This window comes from Nocardia asiatica NBRC 100129, from assembly GCF_000308415.1.
Classification (GTDB): domain Bacteria; phylum Actinomycetota; class Actinomycetes; order Mycobacteriales; family Mycobacteriaceae; genus Nocardia; species Nocardia asiatica.
This window is the reverse complement of sequence record NZ_BAFS01000141.1, coordinates 1-23,936: the sequence shown is the minus strand read 5'-3', so window position 1 is coordinate 23,936 and position 23,936 is coordinate 1. Positions and strand designations below refer to the sequence as shown.

General features: G+C 69.0%; 25 protein-coding genes. 12 read left to right on the top strand and 13 right to left on the bottom strand.

The window, feature by feature from the left end:
* The coding region (locus tag ON27_RS13430) for an AMP-binding protein (protein WP_043725526.1) at positions 1-716 on the top strand (716 nt) is incomplete at its 5' end.
* A gap of 350 nt (positions 717-1,066) precedes the next feature.
* On the opposite strand, the gene ON27_RS13425 is transcribed toward ON27_RS13430, so the two are convergent.
* Both ON27_RS13425 and ON27_RS13420 read right to left on the bottom strand, forming a co-directional pair.
* Positions 1,067-1,891, bottom strand: a complete 825-nt coding sequence (locus ON27_RS13425) for an ABC transporter permease (RefSeq protein ID WP_043725522.1) — start codon at positions 1,889-1,891, stop codon at positions 1,067-1,069.
* The gene (locus tag ON27_RS13420; RefSeq protein ID WP_043725518.1) at positions 1,888-2,850 is read right to left on the bottom strand and encodes a daunorubicin resistance protein DrrA family ABC transporter ATP-binding protein; all 963 of its coding nucleotides are present in this window, start codon (positions 2,848-2,850) and stop codon (positions 1,888-1,890) included. Before ON27_RS13420 ends, ON27_RS13425 begins: the two co-directional genes overlap by 4 nt.
* 99 nt (positions 2,851-2,949) lie before the next feature.
* On the opposite strand from ON27_RS13420, the gene ON27_RS13415 reads away from it, so the two are divergent.
* The gene (locus ON27_RS13415; RefSeq protein ID WP_043725514.1) at positions 2,950-3,717 is read left to right on the top strand and encodes a TetR/AcrR family transcriptional regulator; all 768 of its coding nucleotides are present in this window, start codon (positions 2,950-2,952) and stop codon (positions 3,715-3,717) included.
* Here the strand turns inward: ON27_RS13415 and ON27_RS13410 are convergent.
* Genes ON27_RS13410 through ON27_RS13400 form a run of 3 tightly spaced genes read right to left on the bottom strand, consistent with a single transcriptional unit; the run spans position 3,698 to position 6,154 of the window.
* Positions 3,698-4,807 (bottom strand): winged helix DNA-binding domain-containing protein, encoded by a 1,110-nt coding sequence (locus tag ON27_RS13410; protein ID WP_043725507.1) that lies wholly within the window; start codon positions 4,805-4,807, stop codon positions 3,698-3,700. The two genes, ON27_RS13415 and ON27_RS13410, sit on opposite strands and share 20 nt — an antisense overlap.
* 19 nt (positions 4,808-4,826) lie before the next feature.
* A complete protein-coding gene (locus ON27_RS13405; RefSeq protein ID WP_043725504.1) occupies positions 4,827-5,777 on the bottom strand; it encodes a M56 family metallopeptidase in 951 nt (316 codons plus the stop codon).
* Positions 5,774-6,154, bottom strand: coding sequence for a BlaI/MecI/CopY family transcriptional regulator (locus tag ON27_RS13400; RefSeq protein ID WP_043691105.1), 381 nt, complete (start codon positions 6,152-6,154; stop codon positions 5,774-5,776). Before ON27_RS13400 ends, ON27_RS13405 begins: the two co-directional genes overlap by 4 nt.
* Before the next feature lie 128 nt (positions 6,155-6,282).
* Between ON27_RS13400 and dinB the strand changes: the two genes are divergently transcribed.
* Positions 6,283-7,524 carry a DNA polymerase IV gene (dinB, locus tag ON27_RS13395; RefSeq protein ID WP_043725503.1) on the top strand — a complete coding sequence of 414 codons (1,242 nt, stop codon included), beginning with the start codon at positions 6,283-6,285 and terminating at the stop codon, positions 7,522-7,524.
* A gap of 21 nt (positions 7,525-7,545) precedes the next feature.
* Here the strand turns inward: dinB and ON27_RS13390 are convergent, their stop codons facing one another.
* The 5 genes from ON27_RS13390 to ON27_RS13370 are packed head-to-tail and all read right to left on the bottom strand — an operon-like array spanning position 7,546 to position 12,458.
* A complete protein-coding gene (locus ON27_RS13390) occupies positions 7,546-8,424 on the bottom strand; it encodes a phosphoribulokinase (protein WP_043725502.1) in 879 nt (292 codons plus the stop codon).
* Between the two features lie 11 nt (positions 8,425-8,435).
* Positions 8,436-9,551: a class 1 fructose-bisphosphatase gene (locus ON27_RS13385; protein ID WP_043725498.1), complete on the bottom strand. Its 1,116-nt coding sequence runs from the start codon at positions 9,549-9,551 to the stop codon at positions 8,436-8,438.
* A gap of 15 nt (positions 9,552-9,566) precedes the next feature.
* The gene (locus tag ON27_RS13380; RefSeq protein ID WP_043725493.1) at positions 9,567-10,583 is read right to left on the bottom strand and encodes an AAA family ATPase; all 1,017 of its coding nucleotides are present in this window, start codon (positions 10,581-10,583) and stop codon (positions 9,567-9,569) included.
* The gene (locus tag ON27_RS13375) at positions 10,573-10,995 is read right to left on the bottom strand and encodes a ribulose bisphosphate carboxylase small subunit (RefSeq protein ID WP_043725482.1); all 423 of its coding nucleotides are present in this window, start codon (positions 10,993-10,995) and stop codon (positions 10,573-10,575) included. Before ON27_RS13375 ends, ON27_RS13380 begins: the two co-directional genes overlap by 11 nt.
* A 20-nt stretch (positions 10,996-11,015) precedes the next feature.
* Positions 11,016-12,458: a form I ribulose bisphosphate carboxylase large subunit gene (locus ON27_RS13370; protein ID WP_043725479.1), complete on the bottom strand. Its 1,443-nt coding sequence runs from the start codon at positions 12,456-12,458 to the stop codon at positions 11,016-11,018.
* Positions 12,459-12,614: 156 nt separating this feature from the next.
* On the opposite strand from ON27_RS13370, the gene ON27_RS13365 reads away from it, so the two are divergent.
* Positions 12,615-13,478, top strand: coding sequence for a LysR family transcriptional regulator (locus tag ON27_RS13365; RefSeq protein WP_245559934.1), 864 nt, complete (start codon positions 12,615-12,617; stop codon positions 13,476-13,478).
* Between the two features lie 162 nt (positions 13,479-13,640).
* Here ON27_RS13365 and ON27_RS13360 read toward each other — a convergent pair whose 3' ends face one another.
* From ON27_RS13360 to ON27_RS13350, 3 genes are read right to left on the bottom strand one after another with little or no spacing between them, the layout of a single operon-like run.
* Entirely contained in the window at positions 13,641-15,284 is a 1,644-nt protein-coding gene (locus ON27_RS13360) for an FHA domain-containing protein (protein ID WP_043725472.1), read from the bottom strand.
* Positions 15,281-15,724 (bottom strand): hypothetical protein, encoded by a 444-nt coding sequence (locus ON27_RS13355; protein ID WP_043725469.1) that lies wholly within the window; start codon positions 15,722-15,724, stop codon positions 15,281-15,283. The genes ON27_RS13360 and ON27_RS13355 overlap by 4 nt, the downstream gene beginning before the upstream one ends.
* Before the next feature lie 3 nt (positions 15,725-15,727).
* Positions 15,728-17,269 carry a hypothetical protein gene (locus ON27_RS13350; RefSeq protein ID WP_051046518.1) on the bottom strand — a complete coding sequence of 514 codons (1,542 nt, stop codon included), beginning with the start codon at positions 17,267-17,269 and terminating at the stop codon, positions 15,728-15,730.
* A gap of 141 nt (positions 17,270-17,410) precedes the next feature.
* On the opposite strand from ON27_RS13350, the gene ON27_RS13345 reads away from it, so the two are divergent.
* The 8 genes from ON27_RS13345 to ON27_RS13310 form a co-directional block, all read left to right on the top strand.
* Positions 17,411-17,830 carry an Rv3143 family two-component system response regulator gene (locus ON27_RS13345; protein WP_043725465.1) on the top strand — a complete coding sequence of 140 codons (420 nt, stop codon included), beginning with the start codon at positions 17,411-17,413 and terminating at the stop codon, positions 17,828-17,830.
* Between the two features lie 487 nt (positions 17,831-18,317).
* A complete protein-coding gene (locus ON27_RS13340) occupies positions 18,318-18,698 on the top strand; it encodes an NADH-quinone oxidoreductase subunit A (protein ID WP_043725462.1) in 381 nt (126 codons plus the stop codon).
* Positions 18,699-18,749: 51 nt separating this feature from the next.
* A complete protein-coding gene (locus ON27_RS13335) occupies positions 18,750-19,304 on the top strand; it encodes a NuoB/complex I 20 kDa subunit family protein (RefSeq protein ID WP_043691073.1) in 555 nt (184 codons plus the stop codon).
* Positions 19,301-20,077, top strand: a complete 777-nt coding sequence (locus ON27_RS13330) for an NADH-quinone oxidoreductase subunit C (RefSeq protein ID WP_174377840.1) — start codon at positions 19,301-19,303, stop codon at positions 20,075-20,077. The genes ON27_RS13335 and ON27_RS13330 overlap by 4 nt, the downstream gene beginning before the upstream one ends.
* The gene (locus tag ON27_RS13325) at positions 20,077-21,411 is read left to right on the top strand and encodes an NADH-quinone oxidoreductase subunit D (protein WP_043725459.1); all 1,335 of its coding nucleotides are present in this window, start codon (positions 20,077-20,079) and stop codon (positions 21,409-21,411) included. The genes ON27_RS13330 and ON27_RS13325 overlap by 1 nt, the downstream gene beginning before the upstream one ends.
* Entirely contained in the window at positions 21,408-22,178 is a 771-nt protein-coding gene (gene nuoE / locus ON27_RS13320; RefSeq protein WP_083887551.1) for an NADH-quinone oxidoreductase subunit NuoE, read from the top strand. Before ON27_RS13325 ends, nuoE begins: the two co-directional genes overlap by 4 nt.
* Positions 22,175-23,497 (top strand): NADH-quinone oxidoreductase subunit NuoF, encoded by a 1,323-nt coding sequence (gene nuoF, locus ON27_RS13315; RefSeq protein WP_043725455.1) that lies wholly within the window; start codon positions 22,175-22,177, stop codon positions 23,495-23,497. The genes nuoE and nuoF overlap by 4 nt, the downstream gene beginning before the upstream one ends.
* A partial coding sequence (locus tag ON27_RS13310) for a 2Fe-2S iron-sulfur cluster-binding protein (protein WP_043725452.1) occupies positions 23,494-23,936 on the top strand: 443 nt, incomplete at its 3' end. The genes nuoF and ON27_RS13310, both read left to right, overlap by 4 nt.

Sequence of the window (23,936 nt, the reverse complement as noted above, 5' to 3'; positions counted from 1 at the left end):
ACCAACTCGGCACCGCCGCCGCCAAACCCGCCCAGGCGCCGTCGACGGCAACCGCCGGAACCGCGCTGACCCAGGCGTTGGTGGCCGCGGTCGAAGACGACCCCGAAGCCCCCGCGATCGTGTCCGGCGACGAGGAGCTGACTTACCACGACCTCGAGACCCGCTCGTCGCAATTGGCTCGGGTGCTCATCGCGCGCGGCTGCGGCCCCGGCGCGGGCGTGGCGGTACGGCTGGACCGCGGGATCGAGGCGGTCATCGCCACCTGGGCCGTGCTCAAGGCAGGCGCCGCCGTGGTGCCGGTCGACACACTCGACGCGACACTGCCGGACGAACTCGAGATCAAGATCGGTCTCACCATGGGCAGCTCCTGGTCCGGCGAAGCGCCCGACTGGCTGGCGCTCGACGACCCGGCTGTCGTCGCCGAGATCGCCGCCGAGTCCCCGCGCCCGGTCACCTACGCGCACCGCACCCGCGCGCTGCGCGGCGGCGACCCGGCGTTCGCCGGCGCGCAGACGCTCAGCTACGACGACCTCGCCACCGCGGCCGAGGAGCTGCGCACCCGCGACGGACTCACCTACGAGTCCCAGATCCTGCATCCGGGCGATGCCGGATCCTCCGCGAGTCTGATCGAACTGGTCGCCGGCGGGACCGTCGGCGCAGCGCTCTTCCTGGACGGCGACGGTGAAGTGCTGGCCGACGAATACGTAACCGGTTGATCGTCCCGGGCTCGCTGCCGGATCGGACCAACCTTCGGTCCGGCAGCTCGGCCTCGGTCACTCGCGCGCGGGAATCTCAGCTGAAGTGGACGATCGACAGCGTCCCCGCCCCCAGAATCGCCGGAGTGGCGAGTAGGAAGGCGAGTCTCGCACGCCACAACGGACCACCGGAGGGCGGGCGCCGCAAACGCGTCCCGCGGTGGCGCCGGTTCCTCTCGAAATGTGCGGAGTTTTCGCCGTGGGACGGCCGGACCGTTGTCGGGGCTCGCTCACTGGACGGTCCGGCGTGCCGACCCTATGGCGCCCGGCAGCGAAACCGGGCGCCATAGGGTCGTTCACTCGGTGGCGGCTCAGCGGCTCAGGCGCTGGAATCGCCGCACCGCGAGCGGCAGGAAGATCGCCGTGATGATCAGCGGCCACACCACCGCCATCAGCAACGAGTGCTGTTCCACCCAGGAATCCCCGCTGCCGACCGGTGTGCCGAACAGTTCGCGGGTCGCAGCCACCGTGGAGGAGATCGGATTCCACGCCGCGATGGCGCCCAGCCAGTCCGGCATCAGCTGGGGCGCGACGAAGATGCTGGAGATCATGGTGAGCGGGAAGGCGACCGCGAACAACCCGCCCGCCGCCTCCGGGTTCGGCACCAGCAATCCGAGCCAGACGCCCACCCAGATCAGCGCGAACCGCAGCAACAACAGCAGACCGAAGGCAGCGACGCCGCGCAGCACTCCCCCGTCGGGTCGCCACCCGATGACCAGTGCGGTGAGCATCAGAATGGTCAGTTCGGCGCAGGCCACGATCAGGTCGGTCACCCCGCGCCCGGACACGACCGCCGAGGAGGCCATGGGCATCGAGCGGAAGCGATCGATCACGCCGTTGGTGGCGTCGTAGACGACCACCGTGGCGGTGTTGACGAAGCCGAACGCCATGGTCATGGCGAACATGCCCGGCATCAGGAAGCTGCGGTAGTCACCGCCGCCCGGCACGCTCATCGCGCTGCCGAACACGTACCCGTACAGCAGTACCGACAGGATCGGGAAGCCGAGTTGCCAGGCGATATTGACCGGCTGCCGTTGATAGTGCGTCAGGCCGCGGCGCACCAGGTTCCAGCAATCGGCGATCGCCCAGTACGCGCGGGAACGCGAACGGCTCGGGGTGAGGTCGACGGTGCTCATCGGGCTTCCTCCTCTGCGGTCGTACGATGACCGGTCAACTGCAAGAACACGTCGTCGAGACTGGGCCTGCGCAGACCGATGTCCTCCACCTCCACGCCTTCGTCCTGGAGGGTGCGCGCGACCTCGGTGAGTGCCGCGACGCGCTCGGTGACCGCTGCCGACACCCGGCGTTCGACGTCGTCGGTGTCCGGTTCGCCCTCGCATACGCGGGCCACCACTTTGGCGACGGCGGGCAGGTCGGCCACGTCCGCGGCCACGACCTCGATGCGGTCGCCGCCCACCGCGCTCTTCAATCCGTCCGGGGTGTCTTCGGCGATGGCGCGTCCCTGATCGATGACGGTGATCCGGGCGGCGAGTTTGTCCGCCTCCTCGAGATACTGCGTGGTCAGCAGCACCGTGGTGCCGTCTGCTACGAGGGCGCGCACCGACTCCCAGACCTCGCCGCGACTGCGCGGGTCCAGGCCGGTGGTGGGCTCGTCGAGGAACAGCACGTCCGGCGCGAGGATCATCGAGGCTGCCAGGTCGAGCCTGCGGCGCATGCCGCCGCTGTACTTGCCGACGCCGCGGTCGCCGGCTTCGGTCAGGTCGAAGCGCTCGAGCAGTTCGGTGGCCCGCTGCTTGGCCCGGCGTCCGCCGAGGTGGAACAGCCTGCCGAACATCTCCAGGTTCTGCCGCCCGGTGAGCACCTCGTCGACGGCGGCGTACTGGCCGGTCAGCCCGATGCGGGCGCGCACCTCGCGCGGGTGGCAGGCGACATCCAGACCGGCCACGCTCGCCCGGCCGCCGTCCAGCCGGATCAACGTCGACAGGATGCGCACGGCGGTGGTCTTGCCCGCGCCGTTGGGCCCGAGCAATCCGTGCACCGTGCCGCGCCGCACGGCGAGATCGAATCCGTCCAGGGCTCGCTTGTCCCCGTATCTCTTTTCCAGTCCCTCGGCCAGGACCGCGAAATCGTTCACTCTTCACCTTCCCCGTGGCGTACCCGAAAACTGAGTACAACGTACTCGGATTAGAGTACAACGTACCCAGTTTCTTGCCAAGCGGATAAGCTGGCGGATGTGACCAGCACGGAGACCAGCGGCAGCGGCGACATCGCCCGCACCCTCGACCTGCTCTGGGGCGCGGGCCCCCGCCCGAGCCGCGGGCCGAAACCCGGTCTGTCGCTGGACCGGATCGTCGACGCGGCGATCGCGGTGGCCGACGGGGAGGGCCTCGCCGCGGTGACCATGCGCCGGGTCGCGACCGAGCTCGGCACCGGCACCATGTCGCTGTACCGGTATCTCCCGGGCAAGGCCGAACTGCTGGACCTGATGCTCGACCGGGTGCAGGCTCCCACCGGCGATCACGGGGATCGCACCGACGGCTGGCGCGGCGCGCTGGAATCCCTCGCCTACGAATCCCTCGCGATGTACCGGCGTCACCCCTGGCTGATCGGAGTGAACCAGTCCCGCCCGGTACTCGGCCCAGGGGCGGTGGAAGGCATGGAGCAAGTGCTCGGCGCGATCCGCCCGATGGGATTGCCCGATCGCGAACTCGTCTCGGTGGTGATCATGATCTCCGGCTATGTACTCGGCGTGGCCCGCACGCAGCTGTACGAGCAGGAGTCCGAACGCGTCTCGGGCCTGACCGACGCGGAATTCTGGCAGGCGCAGGCGCCCATGCTGGAACAAGCCATCGCCAGCGGCCGCTACCCGGTCATGGCGGCACTGTCGGAGGACGCGTTCGGCCCGGATTTCGACCACTTCGGTTTCGGGCTACAGCGCATCCTCGACGGCCTGGAACACTATGTGGCGCATCGCGACAGCGCTACGCGGCCCGCACCGTGAGCGTCTCGCGCCCGGCCGCCAGAGCGACGTGCGCGACAGCCGCCTCCATCCCCCGCTTCGGCAGCGGCGCACCGTCGAACATGGTGATCGCGACGGCGTCTTCGGTGAGTTCCCAGACGCCTGCGATGCGTCCGTCCACCACGACGATCGGCGAGATCCACCCCGCCGTGCGGCTCACCTTCGCACGGTGGGCTGCGGGCAGCAGGGCGGCGTCACCGGTGCCCGGTCCCAGCACGTATTGGTCGAAGGCGCCGAGCAGGTGCACCGACGCGCTCGGCGCGCAGGCGGCCACGGCGTCGACCTGGTCGGTCGGCAGGAAGGCACGGCGGCCCTCCACCTCGACTTCGGTGAGCAGTTCACCCAGCTCGGCGAACCACCGGCGGACCGTGGTCTTGCGCAGGCTGTTACGGCTGAGCCAGGCATCGAAGGTCTCCGGCGTCGCGGGGCCGTAGGCGCGGAGGTAGGCGAGGACGGCCGCGTGCGCCGCGGCATCGGGGTCCGGCAGACCGGGCCAGCCACGCACCAGATGCGCGGGGCTGGCGAACGTCACCTTGGCTCCCCGCGCCGGACCGTGGCAGAGCGCCCCTTGCCAGGCCAGGGGTTTGAGCAGCGCGCCCCAGCCGGAGCGCAATTCCTCGCCGAGCCGGTGGAATCCCGGTTCGGACACCAGGGCCTCGACCAGTTCCTCGCGGGTGAGCACCGCACCGTCCAGCACCTCGGCGACCGCCTCGGTGAGCGCCGCCACCTCCGCGGGTGAGGCGCCGAAGTGCTTCTGCCAGGCGGGCTTCTCCCAGGTGCGCGCGGAGGCGATGAGCGCGAGGCAGGCGGCGGCCAGGTCCGGGGTGAGCGCGTGCAGGGTGCCGCGCATCGCCCAGGTCTTCATCAGCGCGCCGTCCTCGAGCGCGCGGACGAGCCCGCCCGGCTCGGGTTTCGTGCTGCGCAGCGCGACCGCCAGCTCCGCCGCGGAGGTGACCTGAGCTTGCACCCCGCACAGACGTCCGGCGATCGCAACCACCCCCTCGTCCGCACGGGACCGCACGTATTGACGATGCAGTCGCCAAGCGAAGACCTGATCCCAGGTGACCCGCAACTTGCTTTCCTCCGACCACTCAGCTCAGCAGTGCGCCCATACCCGCGACCGTCGCGGCCGCCAGCGCCGACCCGGTCACCGTCATCGCGATCACGCCCAGCAGAGCGGTGCGGGTGGTGGCCCGCCGGATCGCGCCGACCGGGTCGGCCAGCCGCTCGGCACGGGCCAGCACGGCGGTGCCCGCGGCGGCCAGCGCACCCGGCGGCGCGGGCTCGGCGATGCCGACGATCGCCAGCAGCCCGCCCAGCAGCGGCAGCGAGCCGTGTTCGTCGGCGGCCTTGTCGTCGGCGCACATCTCCAGCAGGCGCGCGATCTCGGCCACGCCGACGGTGAACAATCGCAGCCCGGGCAAGGTGGTCGCGACCGCGCGCAGCACCGCGGTCAACGCGGCGTGCCTGCCGGACAGGTGCGCGCGTTCGTGGGCCAGGACCGCGGCGAGCTGGTCGCCGTCCAGCGCCTCCAGCGCGGCAGTGGTGACCACGATGGTGTCGGGCCGTCCCGGCACGCAATACACCTGACGTTCGGGCGAATCGAGCACCACCGCCCCGATACCCGGCACCGGCCTGCCGACCAGCCGCACCGCCCGCGCATGGACACTCGTCCGCCTGCGCATGTCCACCACAACGCCCACGGCGCGGACCACGAGTGCGACCGTGCCGGTCGCGACCAGCGCCGCCGCCGCGAACGTAGCCGCCCGGGTGGCCGCCGCGCCGTGGACGTGCATCGGCGACCAGAGGAACGAAATACAGGCGCGCAACGCGTCCTTCGGATGTCCCCAGTAGGTGGCGAACTCGACGGTCACCAATATCGCCGCGATCCCCCACGCGCTCAGCGCGCCGACGATCGCGACGACCCAGGCGATCACACCCAGCCGCGGCGCGATGCCGCGATGGGTCAGACTGCGCAGCACGGGCGGACCGAAGGTCGCCACGACGCTGCCGTACAGCATCAGAGCTATGGCAAGGCTCACGGCACTTCTGGTGACTTGCGCGCCGCGAGTCTGCGGAGCGCGGCACGCAGCCCGGCCGACTCCTCGGCGCTGATCCGATCGACGAAATGACTGAGTACCAGATCCGACCGGCCACCGGACCCGAGTGCCTCCAGCATGAGCCGGGCGCTGTGTTCTTCCCTGGTGAGGGTCGGCCAATATCGATAGGCCTTGCCCGCGCGTTCGCGCGCCAGCCAGCCTTTGCGATGCAGGTTGTCCATGGTCGACATAACCGTCGTATAGGCGATGTCGCGCTGAGCCGACAGTTCGTCGAAAATCTCGCGCACCGTTGTGTCCTCTGCGTCCTGATCCCAGATGCGGTCCATGATCACCGCCTCCAGATCCCCGAATCCTCGCACTCTACCGACTCCCTCATCCGAGCTGTGCCCCGTCGTGGGAACAGGTTACCGGCAGAGGGGGGTTACTACTGAGGCAACCAGTAGATCGCCCCGGCACCACGGCGCTTGTCGGAGCCCTGTGCGAACATATGTTCGTGTCCGATGCGCCCGTCTCCCGATCCGGCAGGCCCCGGATACTCGCGCGGACGGAGGCGTCGATCCTGCATGCCGACCTCGACTCGTTCTATGCCTCGGTCGAACAGCGTGACGACCCACGGCTGCGCGGCAAACCGGTGATCGTCGGCGGCGGAGTGGTCTTGGCCGCCAGCTACGAGGCGAAGGCGTTCGGCGTACGCACCCCGATGAACGGAGCGCAGGCGCGCCGGTTGTGCCCGCAGGCGATCGTGGTACCGCCGCGGATGTCCGCCTACGCCGAGGCGAGCAAAGCCGTCTTCGACATCTTCCGCGACACCACGCCCGTGGTGGAGGGCATCTCGATCGACGAAGCGTTCCTCGACGTCGGCGGCCTGCGCCGGATCTCGGGTGAGCCCGTCGCCATCGCGACGCGGCTGCGCGCGCAGGTCCGCGATCGCGTCGGCTTGCCGATCTCGGTGGGTATCGCCCGCACCAAGTTCCTCGCCAAGGTGGCCAGTGCGGTCGCCAAACCGGACGGGTTGCGAGTGGTGCCGCCGGGTGGCGAACTGGACTTCTTGCATCCGCTGCCGGTCGAAAGACTCTGGGGGGTCGGCGATGTCACCGCTCGCACGTTGCACGCGCACGGCATCACCCGCGTCGGTCAGCTGGCCGAGCTGGGCGAGAGCCCGCTGCGGGCGATACTCGGCTCCGCCGCGGCCCGTCACCTCTACGCCCTGTCCTGGGCGCGCGACCCGCGCCGCGTGGAGACCGGCAGGCGGCGGCGCTCGATCGGCGCCCAGCGCGCCCTCGGCCGCAGGCAACGTCCCCCCGACGAGATCGAGGCCTACCTGCACGGACTCACCGATCGGCTCGGCAGGCGCCTGCGTGCCGCGAACCGCGTGTGCCGGACCGTGGTGCTGCGTCTGCGTTTCGACGATTTCACCCGGGTCACCCGGTCACACACCCTCGCCGAGGCCACCGACCACACCGAGACCATCCTCGGCGCGGCCCGCACCCTGCTCGCCGGGGCGATGCCGCTCATCCAGGATCGCGGTCTCACTCTCATCGGCCTGGCGCTGACCAATCTCACCGACGCCGACGCCGTGCAACTGGCGCTGCCGTTCGAGCCCCGCGCCACCAACACCCTCGACGCGACCCTCGACGACCTGCGCAAGCGCTTCGGCTCCTCCGCCGTCACCCGCGCCACGCTGCTGCACCGCGGCGAGGGCATCTCGGTACCCCTGCTCCCCGACTGAGCCGTCGAACCGCGCGAACGTTCAATACGACCGCTTCGGCCGCTTGTCCATCAACCGCAGGATCAGTGGAGTGAAGATCAGCTGCATGGCCAGCTCCATCTTGCCCCCGGGCACCACGATGCAGTTGGTCCGCGACATGAACGAGTCGTGCAGCATCGACAGCAGATACGGGAAGTCGATGACCTTCGGATCCGCGAACCGGATCACCACGAAGCTCTCGTCGGCCGTCGGGATGGTGCGCGCGATGAACGGATTCGAGGTGTCCACGGTCGGCACCCGCTGGAAGTTGACGTAGGTGCGGGAGAACTGCGGGCAGATGTAGGTGACGTAATCGGGCATCCGCCGCAGGATCGTGTCGATCACCGCCTCGCTGGAATAGCCGCGCTCTGTCTTGTCCCGGATCACCTTCTGAATCCACTCCAGATTGATGATCGGCACGACCCCGACCAGCAGATCGGTGTACCGGGCCACGTCCACGGTGGACGTCACCGCCGCGCCGTGCAGACCCTCGTAGAACAGCAGGTCACTGCCCGGTGTCAGCTCCTCCCACGGCGTGAAAGTCCCAGGCGGTTGCCCGTAGGGTTTGGCCTCTGCCTCGTCGTGCAGATATCGACGGACGGTGCCGACGCCGGTCTCACCGTAATCGCGGAACAGCGACTCCAATTCCGCCAGCAGGTTGGCCTCCTCACCGAAGTGCGAGAACCGAACATTGCGGTTCTGCTCCGCCTCGGCCATGGCCAGCTTCATCTCGTTGCGGTCGTACCGGTGGAACGAGTCACCCTCGACGATGGCGGCGTTGATCCCTTCGCGGCGGAAGATCTCCTGGAAGGTCCGGGTCACGCTGGAGGTGCCGGCGCCGGAGGACCCGGTGATCGCGACGACGGGGTGCTTGACCGACATGGTTCTCCTCTTCAGCGCTGGGCCGGGCGGAACAGCGAGCGCGTGCCGAACAGCGAGCTGTCGAAGCTGGGTCCTGCGTCGGGTTCGCGGTGATACCGCTCGATGCGCTCGACTTCGTTGCGCGAACCGAAGATCAGCGGCACCCGCTGATGGACCTCGCCCGGCGCCACCTCCAGCACCCGCTCGCTGCCGGTGGTCGCCGCGCCACCGGCCTGTTCGACGATGAACGCGATCGGATTGGCGCCGTAGAGCAGCGCGACCCGGCCCGGCCGCCTCGGCGGGCGGGTATCGCGCGGATACAGGTAGACCCCGCCCCGGGTGAGGATGTGAAAGGTGTCGGCGACCAGCGAGGCCACCCAGCGCATATTGAAATCGCGCTCGCGTGGGCCGTCCACCCCGTCCAGGCACTCGTGCACGTAGCGGCGCACCGGCCGCTCCCAGAATCGCTCGTTGGCCGCGTTGATCGCGAAACCGGAGGTGTCCTCGGGAATGCGCATCCGGGGATGGGTCAGCACGAACGCGCCGATCTCCCGGTCCAGGGTGAACCCGTCCACCCCGCTACCGGTCGTCAGCACCAGCATGGTCGCGGGCCCGTACAGGGTGAACCCGGCGCACACCTGCTGCACACCCGGTTGCAGGAAATCCTCCGCGCTCGGAGTGCTCGAGGAGCCCTTTCCCCGCGCGGGCGCGCGCAGCACGCTGAAGATCGTGCCCACCGGCAGATTGACGTCGATGTTGGACGAACCGTCCAAGGGATCGAACGCCAACAGGTACTTTCCGCGCCGATGCGTGTCGGGCACCGGGTGGATGTCGCTGATCTGCTCGGACAGCAACGCCGCGAGATGGCCCGTCCACTGGGTTTCGGCCACCATGATGTCGTTGCTGATCGCGTCCAGTTGGCGAGGCACGGCAGGTGGCGGCTCGTCCGCATCCCCGGGCGGGAGCAGGGTGGGATCGACGACCCCGCCCAGCGATCCGACGATGGCGCCGCGGGTGACCTGATTCGCGACGATCTTCGTCGCCGTCGCGATCACGTTCACCAGGGCGGAGAACTCACCGGAGGATCCGGGATGCCGGTGCTCCTGCTCGATGGTGTACCGGGTGAGGGTCTTCAGTCCTTCTGGCATCGCGCCTCGATCTCGTCACCGGAGGCCTCGCACGGCCGGCTCTCCGGATAGTTCTTGTTCGGTGAACACGCTGCTGCCGTACACATCCTGATCGGTCAGGGTGATCAGATCGGTTCTGCTCAGCGGTCTGCGCAGCTCGACCAGGCGTTTGGCCTGACGCAACCGGCACCGGTCCAGCGCGTTGCGCACGCTGCGCGCGTTGGAGAAGCGCGGACGCGTCATTCGGCGTTCCAGGTACGCGCCGAATGCCGTCCGCGCCGCGTCGTCGAAGCGGAAGCTCTCCGCGGCCACCATGAGATCGGCGATGCCGAGCAGTTCCGCGTGGGTGTAGTCGGCGAATTCCAGGTGATGGGCCACCCGCGAGGAAAGTCCCGGATTGGCGGAGAAGAAGCGGTCCATTCGATCCGGGTATCCGGCGAAGATCACCACCAGGCTGGCGCGCTCGTTCTCCATCTCCTGCAGCAGGATCTCGATCACTTCCTGCCCGTAGTCGCGTTCGTTCTCCGGCCGGAACAGGTAGTAGGCCTCATCGATGAACAGCACCCCACCGGCCGCCTTGGCCAGCGCCTCCTTCGTCTTCGGTGCGGTGTGCCCGATGAACTGACCCACCAGATCGTCGCGGGTCACGGTATGCACCTTCGGTTTCCGGAGGTAGCCGAGGGCGTGCAGCATCTGGGCCATCCGCAAGGCCACCGTGGTCTTGCCCGTGCCGGGCCCGCCGGTGAAGCTCATGTGCATGGTGGGCCGCGAGGCGGTCAGCCCGAACCGCTGCCGCGCGCGATCGATCAGCAGCAGCGCCGCGATCTCGCGCACCCGCCGCTTCACCGGGGCCAGCCCGATCAGTTCGGCGTCCAGCTTGCGCAGCGTCTCCTCGACGTCGTGGCCCGCGATGTCGGTGGACAGATCCAGCACCGCGTCCTCGCCGAGAATTTCCGGCGCCTCAGGATCCCCGGGCGCGGCCTGCACCCCGCCGGGGACCTCGGTCCCCGGCCGGTGCAGACGGAATCCCGAGCCGTTGCGCTCAGCCGCCATACCGGTCTCCCGGGCGGACGGTCGTGGCATACGAGTGCAGGCCGTACTTCTGCTGACGGTCCGGCCCCTCGGTGCGGGTCAGCAGGAAACCGGGCTCCTCGGGCGGGCGCTGCACCAGGAAGCTCAGCGCGGTCGTCTGCCTGGTGTAGCGCGCGTCGTACGCGAGCACCCGCACATAGTGACGCGGGAAAGTCGCCCTGCACGTGTCGATCTCGGCCAGCACTCCGTCGGGCTCGTCCAAGTCGAACAGCGGCAGCCCCCACATCTCCCAGTAGGCGTTGCGCGGATGCGGATCGTCGGTGTACTCGATGGAGACCGGCCAGCTGTTGAGCAGCGCGTAGCGCACCTGCGCGGCGATCTGCTCGTCGGTCAGCGGCGGCAGATAGCAGAATGTTCCGTGCCGTAAATACATGGCTTGTCCTTCCCGGCTGCTCAGCGGCTGGCCGTGGGCACCGCGTCCGGCGCGTCGGTGGAGGTGTAGTCGAAGGTGACATCGCCCCAGGTGGCCAGCGCGACGTCGAGCGGGCGGCAGATCTCGGCGGCCTTGCGCAACACCTCCGGCCCTTCCTTCAACAGGTCACGGCCCTCGTTGCGGGCCTGCACGACCGCTTCCAGCGCCACCCGGTTCGCCTCCGCGCCCGCGGCGATGCCGAGGGGATGCCCGATCGTGCCGCCGCCGAATTGCAGCACCACGTCGTCGCCGAACAGATCCAGCAGCTGGTGCATCTGCCCGGCGTGGATGCCGCCGGAGGCCACCGGCATCACGCCCGGCAGGCTCGCCCAGTACTGGTCGAAGAAGATCCCGTTGGCCGGTTCGGTCCGGATGTGGTTCTCCCGCAGCGTGTCGTAGAACCCCTTGGTCGTCGCCGGGTCGCCCTCGAGCTTCCCGACCACGGTGCCCGCGTGCAGATGGTCGACGCCGATCAGCCTGCACCACTTGGCCAGCACCCGGAAGCTCACACCATGGGTCTTCTGCCGGGTGTAGGTGGAATGCCCCGCGCGGTGCAGATGCAGCAGCACCCCGTTGCGACGCGCCCAGTGCGACATCGACTGCATCGCGGTGAATCCGACGGTGAGGTCCATCATGATGACGACGCTGCCGAGTTCCTTGGCGAACTCGGCGCGTTCGTACATGTCCTCCATCGACGCCGCGGTCACATTCAGGTAGTGACCTTTGATCTCACCGGTCTCGGCCATCGCCCGGTTCACGCCTTCCATCGCGAACAGGTACCGGTCGCGCCAGCGCATGAACGGCTGCGAGTTGATGTTCTCGTCGTCCTTGGTGAAATCGAGCCCGCCCTTGCACGCCTCGTAGATCACCCTCCCGTAATTGCGCGCGGATAGCCCGAGTTTCGGTTTCACCGTCGCACCGAGCAGCGGCCTGCCGTATTTGTTGAGATATTCGCGTTCCATCACCGTGCCGTGCGGCGGCCCCTGGAACGTCTTCACGTATGCCACCGGAATGCGCATGTCTTCCAGCCGCAGCGCGAGCAGCGGCTTGAATCCGAACACGTTGCCGATGATCGAGGAGGTCAGATTGGTGATCGACCCCTCCTCGAACAGGTCCAGATCGTAAGCGATATAGGCGAAGTACTCCCCCGGCCGGCCGGGCACCTCATCGATGCGATAGCACTTGGCCTGGTAGCGCGAATGTGCGGTCAACCGGTCGGTCCACACCACCGTCCAGGTCGCCGTGGAGGATTCACCGGCCACCGCGGCGGCCGCCTCGATCGGGTCGACGCCGCGCTGCGGGGTCACCCGGAACACGGCGAGCACGTCGGTTTCCGACGGCTGGTAGTCGGGGGCGTAATAGCCCATCGACGCATAGGATTGGACACCCGGATCCCAGCGGTCGCGTTCGGTTTCTTCGGCCATCGTTCCTCCTGCTGTGCCACTGCGGGACACCCGCACCCGGGCGAACGGGCGTGCCTCGAGATTTCCAGGATGACGGGCCGGATACCGACAAACAATTTGATTGTTCCTCGCGATACTCAACATATTCATTGAGTTTGTTACCGTTCTCCGGTGGGTATGGTGAGCGCGGCTCGGATGGAAACCTTCCTGGCCGTCGCCCGCCACGGCAGCATCCGCCGGGCCGCCGCGCAGCTGCACATCACCGAGGCCGCCGTCTCCGCGGCGGTCGCGCACGTCGAGAAACAGCTGGGCGCCAAACTCGTCGCGAAAGCCGGGCGCGGGATCGCGCTGACCGAGGCCGGCCGCGTCTACGCCGAGTACTGCCGCGGAATTCTCGGGTTGATGAACGAGGCCCAAGCGGCGGTGCGCCGCGCCGAGACCGGACGGCTGCGGATCGGCGTGGTCGCCACCGCGGGCGAGTACGTCCTGCTGCGGCCGCTGGCCTCGTTCCGCCGCCGGTTCCCGGATATCGAGCTGAGCCTGTCGGTGCATCCGCGCGACGCGCTGTTCCTCGAATTGCAGCATCACGAGACCGATCTCGTCATCGCGGGCCGTCCGCCGCGCGACACGGGGCTGGTGGTGCGCGCGCGGCGGCCGAGCCGCCTGGTCGTGGTGGGCCTACCGGAACTGGACCCGATGCACACCACCTGGCTGCTGCGCGGCCGCGGCTCGGGCACCCGCGAGGCCACCCTGGGCCTGCTCGACCAGCTCCGGATCGAACCGCCCACGCTCACCCTCGGGTCACACGGCGCGGTCCTGGCCGCCGCGCGAGAGGGTTTGGGCGTCACGCTGATTCACAGCGACGCGATCTCCCAGGACTTGCAGAACGGAGTACTGCGCGTCCTGCAGGTCGAGGGCACCCCGCTGGACCGTCCATGGCATGCCGTCACCACCCGCACCCCTACCCCGACCACCCGCCTGTTCCTCACCCATCTACTCGACTCCGCCGAGGTCGGCTCGGCCGCTTTCCACCCTCACTGAGCTGACCCCCACACCGCGGCAGGAAAAATCGCTACCTCGATCCGCCGACGGTCACCGAGCCGGCCCGGTCCGAGATCGCGGGGTGGGTGGTAGGAATCCGCTTCCGCCGCTCCGACTCGGGTCGTCCGTCACCCGGCTTACTCGGGGCAGCCAACCCCAGCCCTACAGCTGGCCGTGTTGAGAATCGAAGGTCAGGACGCGTCCACCGAGCTGGATCTGGGCCCCGGGAGCGAGGGTGACCGGCTGGCCCGGTACCGCTCGGACCCAATCCTGGCGACCGGGATGACGGATGTGGGTGCCGTTCGTCGAGCCGCCGTCCACGACCGTGACATCCCAGTCGACGAGCCGGATCTCGGCGTGCGCTCGCGACATGCCTCCCGAGCTGTCCTCCAAGCGCACCGGGCGCGCACCGCGCGCGACCGCCTCCGCGTGCTCCGGTTCGCGCCCGAGAACGCAGTCGTTGTCCAGCACGAAGGAAGTGCCGTCGTCCAGCAGCAGCACACCCAGCGGTGGGCGAACCCCCTCGCTCAGCACGCAGGTGAGCTGGTCCATCCGGATGCCGCACACCGCGCAGAACGACACCCGCGGATCATTGTGATGACGACGGGCGCACTGGAAGCCGTGCACGATCACACGGTGCCCGAGCGTGTTCGAGCCGGTCGACCCGAGCGCGTCCGCCACGACCTCGGCGGAGGGCACCATCGTCTCGGCGAGATTCGCGTCGTTGGCTATCGCGTGGTCCCGGTCGGTACGGTGCGCGGGCCGCGCCTGCTCCGGGCTCGGCGGAAGCTGTTGGGCCGCGGACGGTGTCATGCCTTCGCGCGGCGTCGCCCGCCGGACGGACGACTGGAGATCGACCTCGGTCGCCGGATCGCCGGCTCGCTCCTCTTTGCGCAGGCTCGGCGCTCGCCGGGGCTGCGGGCCGGACGCCTGCTCTGCGCTGGGCGGTGCGCCGCCGGGCCGGTGCGGTTCCGGCACTGCCTGCCCGCCGGGCCGGTGTGGCTCTGGCACTGCCTGCGCACCGGATCGGTATGGCTCCGGCACTGCCTGCGCACTGGCGGCGAGGGGCGGTTGTGGCCCTGCTGCCGGAGGCTGCTCCGCCTCGGGCCCGGATGCCGCTCGTGGCTCGCTGCCCTGCCGTTCGGCTCGGTGCGGGCCAGGGGACGGCACCGATGCGGCGTGGGGCTCGGCGACGGGCGTTTGCCGCGCGGATTCCGCTTCGGGCTGGCGCAGGGACTCGGTGACACCGTCGATCGCCGGTGCGGCGAGTACGCCTGGTGCCGTCCCCGCCCACAAGACCGCGCCCGACCCCGGTGCGGTCCCCGCCCCGAGCGCGAAGATGCTGCGCCCCGGCAGGGAATCCGCGGTCCACCCGGCCTCGTCCACGAACAATCCCGCGCCGGCTCCCGGGATCGGAGTCACCATGCGGTCGACGGTGAATCCCGCGTCCCGGCCCCGCAGCACCTCCGTGTGGCCGGGGTCCGCCAGCACCGCGGTGACCCCACCGTGCAGGAACACCGCGAGCCCGTTGTCCACGGGCGTGATCACCCCGAATTCGACCTCGTCCTCTTCGCCGTTGGACAGGCTCATGAGCCAGGTCGTGGCCAGCCGCGCCACCGCGCGTCCGCTGCGGCGGCGGTCGCGCGCGAGGGCTTCGCGCACGATGTCCAGCATCGCCGTCATCGTCCGGGCCGCCACGGTGTCCGCCGTGACGGCGCCGTCGCCCCGGTGGGCGACGACCACGACGGCGCCGCCCGCGCACGCCACCAAGTGGGCGCCGGGCAACACCTCGATCTGCGCGCTCACAGGAACCGGCCGCCTTGGAAGCGCCACCGGTGGAACACCACCCGCATCGGCCCGTTCACGATGAGCCAGAACACAATCCAGGTCACCACGAACTGGATCAGGAACGCCGTGAGCGACGGACGCAGGTGCTCGGGCAGCACCACGGTGGTGTAGCGCACGAGCACCCACATCAGCGCTCCCTCGTTGAGGATGGTGACGAAACCGAACAGCGTCGGCCAGTCCTTCTCCCAGCGGAACTGCTGCAGAAAATGGTAGAGCAATTCCCACAGCACACCGACCAGAACAGTCGCCAGCAGGACCGACAGCGTCACCCGATACGCCTGACCGATGCTCAACGGGCCGGTCGGCAGCACCGGGGTGATGATCAGCGCGACGACGAAGCCGATCACGCTCAGCGCGAGAAGGCGGGTCTGGATCCGCCCGTTCAAGGTAGGAAGCATCGCTCAGATCTTCTCGTTCGTGACCCACAACCACCATTGCCGCGTCGAGCGCAGCGGACCCATCCTGCGGCAGAAGCCGACCGCGGCCAGATCGTCGGCGATCTCCTGCGCGGCGATCTGCAGCCCGAGGAAGGTGTCCACGCCGACGAACGGCCCGCCGAGCGTCGCGCTGCCGGAGGCGTACATCCGGCCGGGGCCGCTGCGGGTGCCGATCAGCTCGAAGGTGGTGTCGACATCGAGTCGGCCGAGCGGATTGCGTCCGGCGCCGGTGTGGTCGAGCAGGTCGGCCAGCAGCCGGTGCTCGCGGATGTCGGCTTCCAACCCGGTGCAGTCGATGATGTAGTCGACGGTGGTGTCGAACGGTTGCGTCGGCGGCGGAAACGGCAGCGGCGCATTGGTGTCCGGAAGAATCGTCGCGACCACGCCCTGCCGCCCCCCGGCGGGGCGCGGAGCCCGCATCGTCCCCGCCATCACCTGGTACCACCCCTCCCGGCGGCCGCGGCGCAGCTGCTCCTGCCAGTTGTCCCGGATCGGGGTGTTGGTGCCCGAGATCTCCTTGTAGGCCCGCGCTCGTTCCTCGCCCTGCAGCCCGCGCACTTTCTGCTTCAGCTGACCGCCCCAGACCGACTTCGGATAGTTGAACCCCTGGTAGGCCCATCCGTCGCCGCCCTTGCGCCGGCTGAAGATGTTCTTGCCGTGCGGGCCCGCGATATACGTGCGGAACAGGTGCAGGATCCGGGTGTCGAGCCGGTGCTTGTCCCGGTCGTCGACGAGCCGTTGCAGCACGCGGCTGGCCACGATCCCGCTGCCGCGGATCAGCACGGTGCCGGGCCGCCGCTGCAGCGCCTGGTAGACGTGCTCGTGCGGCTCGTAGGCGTTCACCACGCGGGTCGGGTCACGATGGGTTTCGCGGTACTCCTGCAGGTCCGGCAGCAGCTTCAGGCCCGGATAGCCCACCGCCACATGGACATACGTGCTGCGGAACGCGACGCGCTTGGTGGGCGTCGAACCCGCGGGCGGAGTGAGGATGGTGAAGTACCCACCGCCGTGGCGCCTGCGCACCATGCGCACGTGACCGCGATGCAGCGAGCGTGCGTAACCGATGCGGTGGAACTCCCGCTCCATGGCGGCGAACGCCTGGCCGGCGCGCGGGGTGTAGTAATTGGCGAAGATCGGCTCGACGAAGACGTTCCACAGCGCCTTGATCGACTTGTCGGCGATCGCCTCGCGTACCGCGTAGGACGGGAAGCCCCAGATGTTGTCCGGCGTCGAGGCCGAGTCGCTGCGCAGGCGCTCGCCGCGCGGGATCTGCGAGACCCTCGTCAGATACTCGTAGGAGGCCCACGGGTGCTCCTGCGGGCCGAGCACCGCCATCGCCTCGGCGGGCACGCCGAAGATCCGGAGCGTGTCGTAGGTGACGAACGAGCCGATCCCGCTGCCGATGGTCACGAACGGCACGTCGATCACCGGAATCCCGGCGTTGCCCAGCATCTCGTCGGTCCACACGTCGGTCCGGACGAGGGCCTCGGTGATATCTCCCCGCATTCGCGGGACTTTACCGGCAGATTCTTACCAACTGCTTGTCATCGGCTTTCGGCCGCGGACCGCGCTGGTGACGCGCGGCGGACGACGCGCGGGAACCAACTGCGCCGAACCTGCCACGCGGCCCGCCCTCGCGGACGTACCATGCCGATCGTGGCCGATTCCACTCGTTCCACCCCTCTGCGGGTTCTCGTGTACAGCAACGACGCCGACACCAGGCGCCAGGTGATCCAGGCTTTGGGCAAGCACCCGCACCCGGAACTACCGGCGTTCGAGTACCTCGAGGTGGCCACCGCTCCGGTGGTGATCGCGCAGCTGGATGCGGGCGGTATCGACCTGGCCGTGCTCGACGGCGAGGCCACACCGGCGGGTGGGCTCGGCATCGCCAAGCAGTTGAAGGACGAAGTCGATCCGTGCCCGCCGCTGCTGGTGCTCACCGGCCGTCCGGACGACGCCTGGCTGGCCAGCTGGTCCCGAGCGGAGGCCGCGGTGGCGCATCCCATCGACCCGCTCCGCCTCACCGAGGCCGTCGTCGCACTGCTGCGCAGCCGTTCCGCCGCCTGATCCGCGCCGCCGATCGGTCCCCCTCGCTCGCGCCATTCATAGCGATCTTGAATTAGTGTCTTCCTGTGAGCGGTCGCGTCCCACCACCGTCGGAAGGGTGCCCGACCGCGGGAGGGCGGACACCCCCGCTCTCGGTGCATCTGTCGCCGTTCCCGACTCCGAACCCGCTCGGGACCACATTCGACGTCGGCATATGCGACATTCCAGGCCGCCAACTGACCGTTCAACCAAGAACCGGACCCCGTCACACGGATTACCACCGTTTCGGTCATAAATGCTTGTACTGAATTCGATCAAACGACGTCGCCAAACTCGCTGCGGGCCGCTCGTTCGGTTGTAGGCTGTGCCCTACCTCACACGGGATCGGCGCTGGTAATGACCGCTCCCGGGTGGAGCCGAGGGGCGAGTCTGGCCGAGGCGGACAACGACGTCAGCCCGCCTCGGGCGCTGTCGTCAGCCGCAGCTCGCAAGGAGGGGAAGTGCAGTCGTGAATATCGAGGTGCCGACGCTCGTACTCGGCGCGATCGCGGCGGCGTTCGCGCTGTTCTCCATCGTCCTGTCCGCCTTGGTCGGCCCGAAACGGCGCAACCGGGCGAAGCTGGAACCCTACGAATGCGGTATCGAACCCACGCCGCATGCCGTGGCCGGCGGCCCGGGAAACGTGACGGGACAACGCTTTCCGGTGAAGTACTACCTCACCGCGATGTTGTTCATCATCTTCGACATCGAGATCGTGTTCCTCTACCCGTGGGCAGTCCACTTCGATGCGCTCGGTCTCTTCGGTCTCGCCGCGATGGCGTTGTTCATCTTCAACGTCTCGGTGGCCTACGCCTACGAATGGCGGCGCGGCGGACTCAGCTGGGACTGAGCGCCACGCAACCGAATTCGTAGCCGACGAGTGGAAGCGAGTCAGTAGAACATGGGTCTCGAGGAAAAACTGCCCAGCGGTTTCCTGCTGAGCACGGTCGAGGATTTCGCCGGATTCCTGCGCAAGGGCTCCCTATGGCCGGCCACCTTCGGGCTGGCCTGCTGCGCCATCGAGATGATGGCCACCGGCGGGGGCCGTTTCGACATCGCGCGCTTCGGCATGGAGGCATTCCGCGCCTCACCACGGCAGGCCGATCTGATGATCGTCGCGGGGCGGGTGAGCCAGAAGATGGCCCCGGTGCTGCGCCAGGTCTACGACCAGATGACCGAACCGAAGTGGGTGCTGGCGATGGGCGTCTGCGCGTCGTCGGGCGGGATGTTCAACAACTACGCCATCGTGCAGGGCGTCGACCACGTGGTCCCGGTCGACATCTACCTGCCCGGCTGCCCACCTCGGCCGGAGATGCTGCTGAACGCCATCCTGGCACTGCACGCCAAAATTCAGCAGATGCCGCTCGGGGTCAACCGCGAAGAGGCCATCCGCGCCGCCGAGCAGGCCGCGCTCGCCTCCACCCCGACCATCAGGATGGAGGGTCTGCTCCGATGACCTTCGACACCCCCGACGACACCGACACCCCACCCGCGCACGACGCGATCGATGCCGCGGCCACGGCGGGCCCCGAAGGCACCCTGCCCGAGGAGGATTCCGCGCAGCCCGGCGCCGACGTGATCGGCGTGCGCCGCGGCATGTTCGGCGTGACCGGCACCGGCGACACCTCCGGCTACGGCCGCTTGGTCCGCCCGGTGACCCTGCCGGGCAGCACACCCGCCCCTTACGGCGGGTACTTCGACGAGATCGTCGACGCACTGCGCGCCGCGCTCACCGCGGTCGGCACCCGTCTGGACGCGGCGCTGGAGAAGGTGATCGTCTTCCGCGGCGAACTCACCCTGCACGTGCACCGGGAACATCTGCCGTCGGTCGCCCGTGCGCTGCGGGACGATCCCGCTCTGCGTTTCGAGCTCTGCCTGGGCGTCAACGGCGTGCACTACCCGCAGGACACCGGCCGCGAACTGCACGCCGTCTATCACCTCATGTCGATCACGCACAACCGCCGCCTACGGGTGGAGGTTTCGGCCCCCGACGACGACCCGCACATTCCTTCGCTCTACGAGGTGTACCCGACCACCGACTGGCACGAGCGCGAGACCTACGACTTCTTCGGCATCCGGTTCGACGGTCACCCGTCGCTGACCCGGATCACCATGCCGGACGACTGGCGCGGCCACCCCCAGCGCAAGGACTACCCGCTCGGCGGGATCCCGGTCGAATACAAGGGCGCGCGCATCCCGCCGCCCGACGAGCGGAGGGCATACAGCTGATGAACCACACCGACACCGAGCCCGGCGCGGCACCGGACACCGCGCCCGGGCCCACCACCGTCACCGTGGCCGGGCAGGACTGGGACCAGGTGGCCGAGACGCTGGCCGGCGCGGGCGAGGAACGCATCGTCGTCAACATGGGCCCGCAGCACCCGTCCACGCATGGTGTGCTGCGGCTGATCCTGGAGATCGAGGGCGAAACGGTCACCGAGGCCCGCTGCGGGATCGGCTACCTGCACACCGGAATCGAGAAGAACCTCGAATTCCGCAACTGGACCCAGGGCGTCACCTTCGTCACCCGCATGGACTATCTTTCGCCGTTCTTCAACGAGACGGCGTACTGCCTGGGCGTGGAGAGACTGCTCGACATCACCGAGCAGATCCCGGAGCGCGCCACGATCGTCCGCGTGCTGCTGATGGAGCTCAACCGCATCTCCTCGCACCTGGTCGCCTTGGCCACCGGCGGCATGGAACTCGGCGCGCTGACTCCGATGCTGTTCGGCTTCCGGGAACGGGAACTGATCCTCGACGTGTTCGAGACGATCACCGGACTGCGCATGAACCACGCGTTCATCCGCCCCGGCGGCCTGGCCCAGGACCTGCCCGACGACGGCGTCACCAAGGTCCGTGAACTGCTCGCGCTGCTGCCCAAGCGACTGCGCGACATGGAACACCTGCTCACCGCGAACCCGATCTGGAAGGCCCGCACGCAGGACATCGGCTATCTCGACCTGCAGGGGTGCATGGCACTCGGCATCACCGGCCCCGTGCTGCGCGCGACCGGCCTGCCGCACGACATGCGCAAGGCCCAGCCCTACTGCGGCTACGAGAACTACGAATTCGACATCCCCACCACCACCGGATGCGACTGCTACGGCCGCTACGTCATCCGCGTGGAGGAGATGAAGGAATCACTGAAGATCGTCGAGCAGTGCCTGGACCGGCTGCGGCCCGGCCCCGTCATGGTCGACGACAAAAAGATCGCCTGGCCCGCCGACCTGCAGATCGGGGCGGATGGTCTGGGCAACTCGCCCAGGCACATCGGCAAGATCATGGGCACCTCCATGGAGGGTCTGATCCACCACTTCAAGCTGGTCACCGAAGGCATCCGCGTTCCGGCGGGCCAGGTGTACGTGGCGGTGGAGTCGCCGCGCGGCGAGCTGGGCGTGCACATGGTCAGCGACGGCGGCACCCGGCCCTACCGGGTGCACTACCGCGACCCCTCGTTCACCAATCTGCAAGCGGTCGCGGCGATGTGCGAGGGCGGCATGGTCGCCGACGTCATCGCCTCGGTCGCCAGCATCGACCCGGTCATGGGCGGAGTGGACCGATGAGCCTGACATCGCACAGCGATTCCACCGGCGGTGCCGGCCGTGTGCCGGATGGGACGCCGGTGCTGCTGAAGCTCGGCAGCCGGCCCGAGCCCTACCAGCCCTTCGTGCGCGCGCGGCTGGAAACCGACGCCAAGGAGATCATCGCGCGCTACCCGCACCCACGCTCGGCCCTGCTGCCGCTACTGCACCTGGTGCAGTCCGAAGAGGGCTACGTCACCGGCACCGGGATCGAGTTCTGCGCCGAGCAATTGGGCCTGACCGGCGCCGAGGTCACCGCGGTCGCCACCTTCTACTCGATGTTCCGGCGCACTCCCACCGGCGACTACCACGTCGGGGTCTGCACCAACACGCTGTGCGCGGTGCTGGGCGGCGACGCCATCCTCGCGGCGCTGGAACGCCACCTCGGCATCGGGCACGGCCAGACCACGGCGGACGGGTCGATCACGCTCGAGCACGTCGAGTGCAACGCGGCCTGCGACTTCGCGCCGGTGGTCATGGTCAACTGGGAGTTCTTCGACAACCAGACCCCCGAATCCGCGCGCGCCCTGGTGGACGCGCTGCGCGCCGGAGCCCAGGTCACCCCGACCCGCGGCGCGCCGCTGTGCACGTTCAAGCAGACCGCGCGCATCTTGGCCGGATTCCCGGACGAGCGCCCCGGCGCGCTCGACGGCGCCGCGGGCGAGGCGACTCTCGCCGGTCTGCGAGTCGCCCGCGAGCAGGGCATGCGAGCGCCCGCGCCGCAACAGGATCCGGAGGGCCCGCGATGACTCTCACTCCGGTGCTGAGCACCTACTGGGACGACCCGCAATCCTGGACGATGGACACCTACCTGCGCCACGACGGCTACCAGGCGCTGCGCACCGCCCTGCGGATGGAACCGGACCAGGTCATCCAGACCGTCAAGGACGCGGGCCTGCGCGGCCGCGGCGGCGCGGGCTTCCCCACCGGCATGAAGTGGAGTTTCATCCCGCAGGGCGTCGGGCCCGACGGCGTCACCAAACCGCACTACCTGGTGGTGAACGCCGACGAGTCCGAACCCGGCACCTGCAAGGACATCCCGCTCATGCTCGCCGCGCCGCACGCGCTGATCGAAGGCGTCGTCATCGCCGCCTACGCCATCCGCGCCGCGCACGCGTTCATCTACGTGCGCGGCGAGGTGGTTCCGGTGCTGCGGCGACTCCAGGCCGCGGTGGCCCAGGCCTACGAAGCCGGCTTCCTCGGTCACGACATCCTCGGTTCCGGCTACGACCTCGAGCTGATCGTGCACGCGGGCGCGGGCGCCTACATCTGCGGCGAGGAGACCGCGCTGCTGGACTCGCTGGAAGGCCGCCGCGGCCAGCCGCGCCTGCGTCCGCCGTTCCCCGCCGTCGCCGGCCTCTACGCCTGCCCCACCGTGGTGAACAACGTGGAGTCGATCGCCAGCGTGCCTCCCATCATCCGCAACGGCATCAGCTGGTTCCGCTCGATGGGCAGCGAGAAATCCCCCGGTTTCACCCTCTACTCGCTGTCTGGTCACGTGGCCCGACCGGGGCAGTACGAGGCGCCGCTGGGCGTCACGTTGCGCGAACTACTCGGCTACGCGGGCGGCGTGCGTGCCGGGCACCGGGTGAAATTCTGGACCCCGGGCGGCTCGTCCACGCCGCTGTTCACCGAGGAACACCTCGACGTGCCGCTGGACTACGAGGGCGTCGCGGGCGCGGGCTCCATGCTCGGCACCAAGGCGCTGCAGATCTTCGACGACACCACCTGCGTGGTGCGCGCGGTGCTGCGCTGGACGGAGTTCTACGCGCACGAGTCCTGCGGCAAGTGCACCCCGTGCCGGGAGGGCACCTACTGGCTGGTGCAACTGCTCGAACGGATCGAAGCGGGCACCGGCGTCGCGTCCGACCTGGACAAGCTGCTCGACATCAGCGACACCATCAACGGCAAATCGTTCTGCGCGCTCGGCGACGGCGCGGCCAGCCCGATCATCTCCTCGCTGAAGTACTTCCGCGAGGAGTACGCCGAACACCTGCGGCTCGGCGGATGCCCGTTCGACCCGGCGCGCTGCACCGCATGGGCCGAGTCAGGAGAAGAGGTCCGATGAAACCGCGCAGCGATTCGATCACCGGCGGCGGACGGGCGACGGGCCGACCCGCCGTCGTGAGCGGCGACACCGGCGGGCCCGCTCCCGCCGACCTGGTCACCGTGACCATCGACGACACCGCCGTCAGCGTGCCGCCCGGCACGTTGCTGATCCGGGCCGCCGAACTGATCGGCATCCAGATCCCCCGCTTCTGCGATCATCCGCTGCTCGACCCGGTCGGCGCGTGCCGCCAGTGCCTGGTCGAGGTCGAAGGGCAGCGCAAACCGGTCGCCTCCTGCACCATGGCCGTCGCCGACGGCATGGTGGTACGCACCCAGCTGACCTCTCCCACCGCCGACAAGGCGCAGGAGGGTGTGATGGAGCTGCTGCTGATCAACCATCCCCTCGACTGCCCGGTCTGCGACAAGGGCGGCGAATGCCCGCTGCAGAACCAGGCGAT

Bases quoted from the DNA above. Each gene is read 5' to 3' on its own strand.
- ON27_RS13380 (WP_043725493.1), bottom strand. From the start codon at position 10,583: ATGGCGGCTGAGCGCAACGGCTCGGGATTCCGTCTGCACCGGCCGGGG.
- ON27_RS13390 (WP_043725502.1), bottom strand. From the start codon at position 8,424: ATGTCGGTCAAGCACCCCGTCGTCGCGATCACCGGGTCCTCCGGCGCC.
- ON27_RS13365 (WP_245559934.1), top strand. From the start codon at position 12,615: ATGGTGAGCGCGGCTCGGATGGAAACCTTCCTGGCCGTCGCCCGCCAC.
- ON27_RS13350 (WP_051046518.1), bottom strand. From the start codon at position 17,269: ATGCGGGGAGATATCACCGAGGCCCTCGTCCGGACCGACGTGTGGACC.
- ON27_RS13385 (WP_043725498.1), bottom strand. From the start codon at position 9,551: ATGCCAGAAGGACTGAAGACCCTCACCCGGTACACCATCGAGCAGGAG.
- ON27_RS13330 (WP_174377840.1), top strand. From the start codon at position 19,301: ATGACCTTCGACACCCCCGACGACACCGACACCCCACCCGCGCACGAC.
- ON27_RS13325 (WP_043725459.1), top strand. From the start codon at position 20,077: ATGAACCACACCGACACCGAGCCCGGCGCGGCACCGGACACCGCGCCC.
- ON27_RS13335 (WP_043691073.1), top strand. From the start codon at position 18,750: ATGGGTCTCGAGGAAAAACTGCCCAGCGGTTTCCTGCTGAGCACGGTC.
- nuoE (WP_083887551.1), top strand. From the start codon at position 21,408: ATGAGCCTGACATCGCACAGCGATTCCACCGGCGGTGCCGGCCGTGTG.
- ON27_RS13370 (WP_043725479.1), bottom strand. From the start codon at position 12,458: ATGGCCGAAGAAACCGAACGCGACCGCTGGGATCCGGGTGTCCAATCC.
- ON27_RS13425 (WP_043725522.1), bottom strand. From the start codon at position 1,891: ATGAGCACCGTCGACCTCACCCCGAGCCGTTCGCGTTCCCGCGCGTAC.
- ON27_RS13375 (WP_043725482.1), bottom strand. From the start codon at position 10,995: ATGTATTTACGGCACGGAACATTCTGCTATCTGCCGCCGCTGACCGAC.
- dinB (WP_043725503.1), top strand. From the start codon at position 6,283: ATGTTCGTGTCCGATGCGCCCGTCTCCCGATCCGGCAGGCCCCGGATA.
- nuoF (WP_043725455.1), top strand. From the start codon at position 22,175: ATGACTCTCACTCCGGTGCTGAGCACCTACTGGGACGACCCGCAATCC.
- ON27_RS13355 (WP_043725469.1), bottom strand. From the start codon at position 15,724: ATGCTTCCTACCTTGAACGGGCGGATCCAGACCCGCCTTCTCGCGCTG.
- ON27_RS13345 (WP_043725465.1), top strand. From the start codon at position 17,411: ATGCCGATCGTGGCCGATTCCACTCGTTCCACCCCTCTGCGGGTTCTC.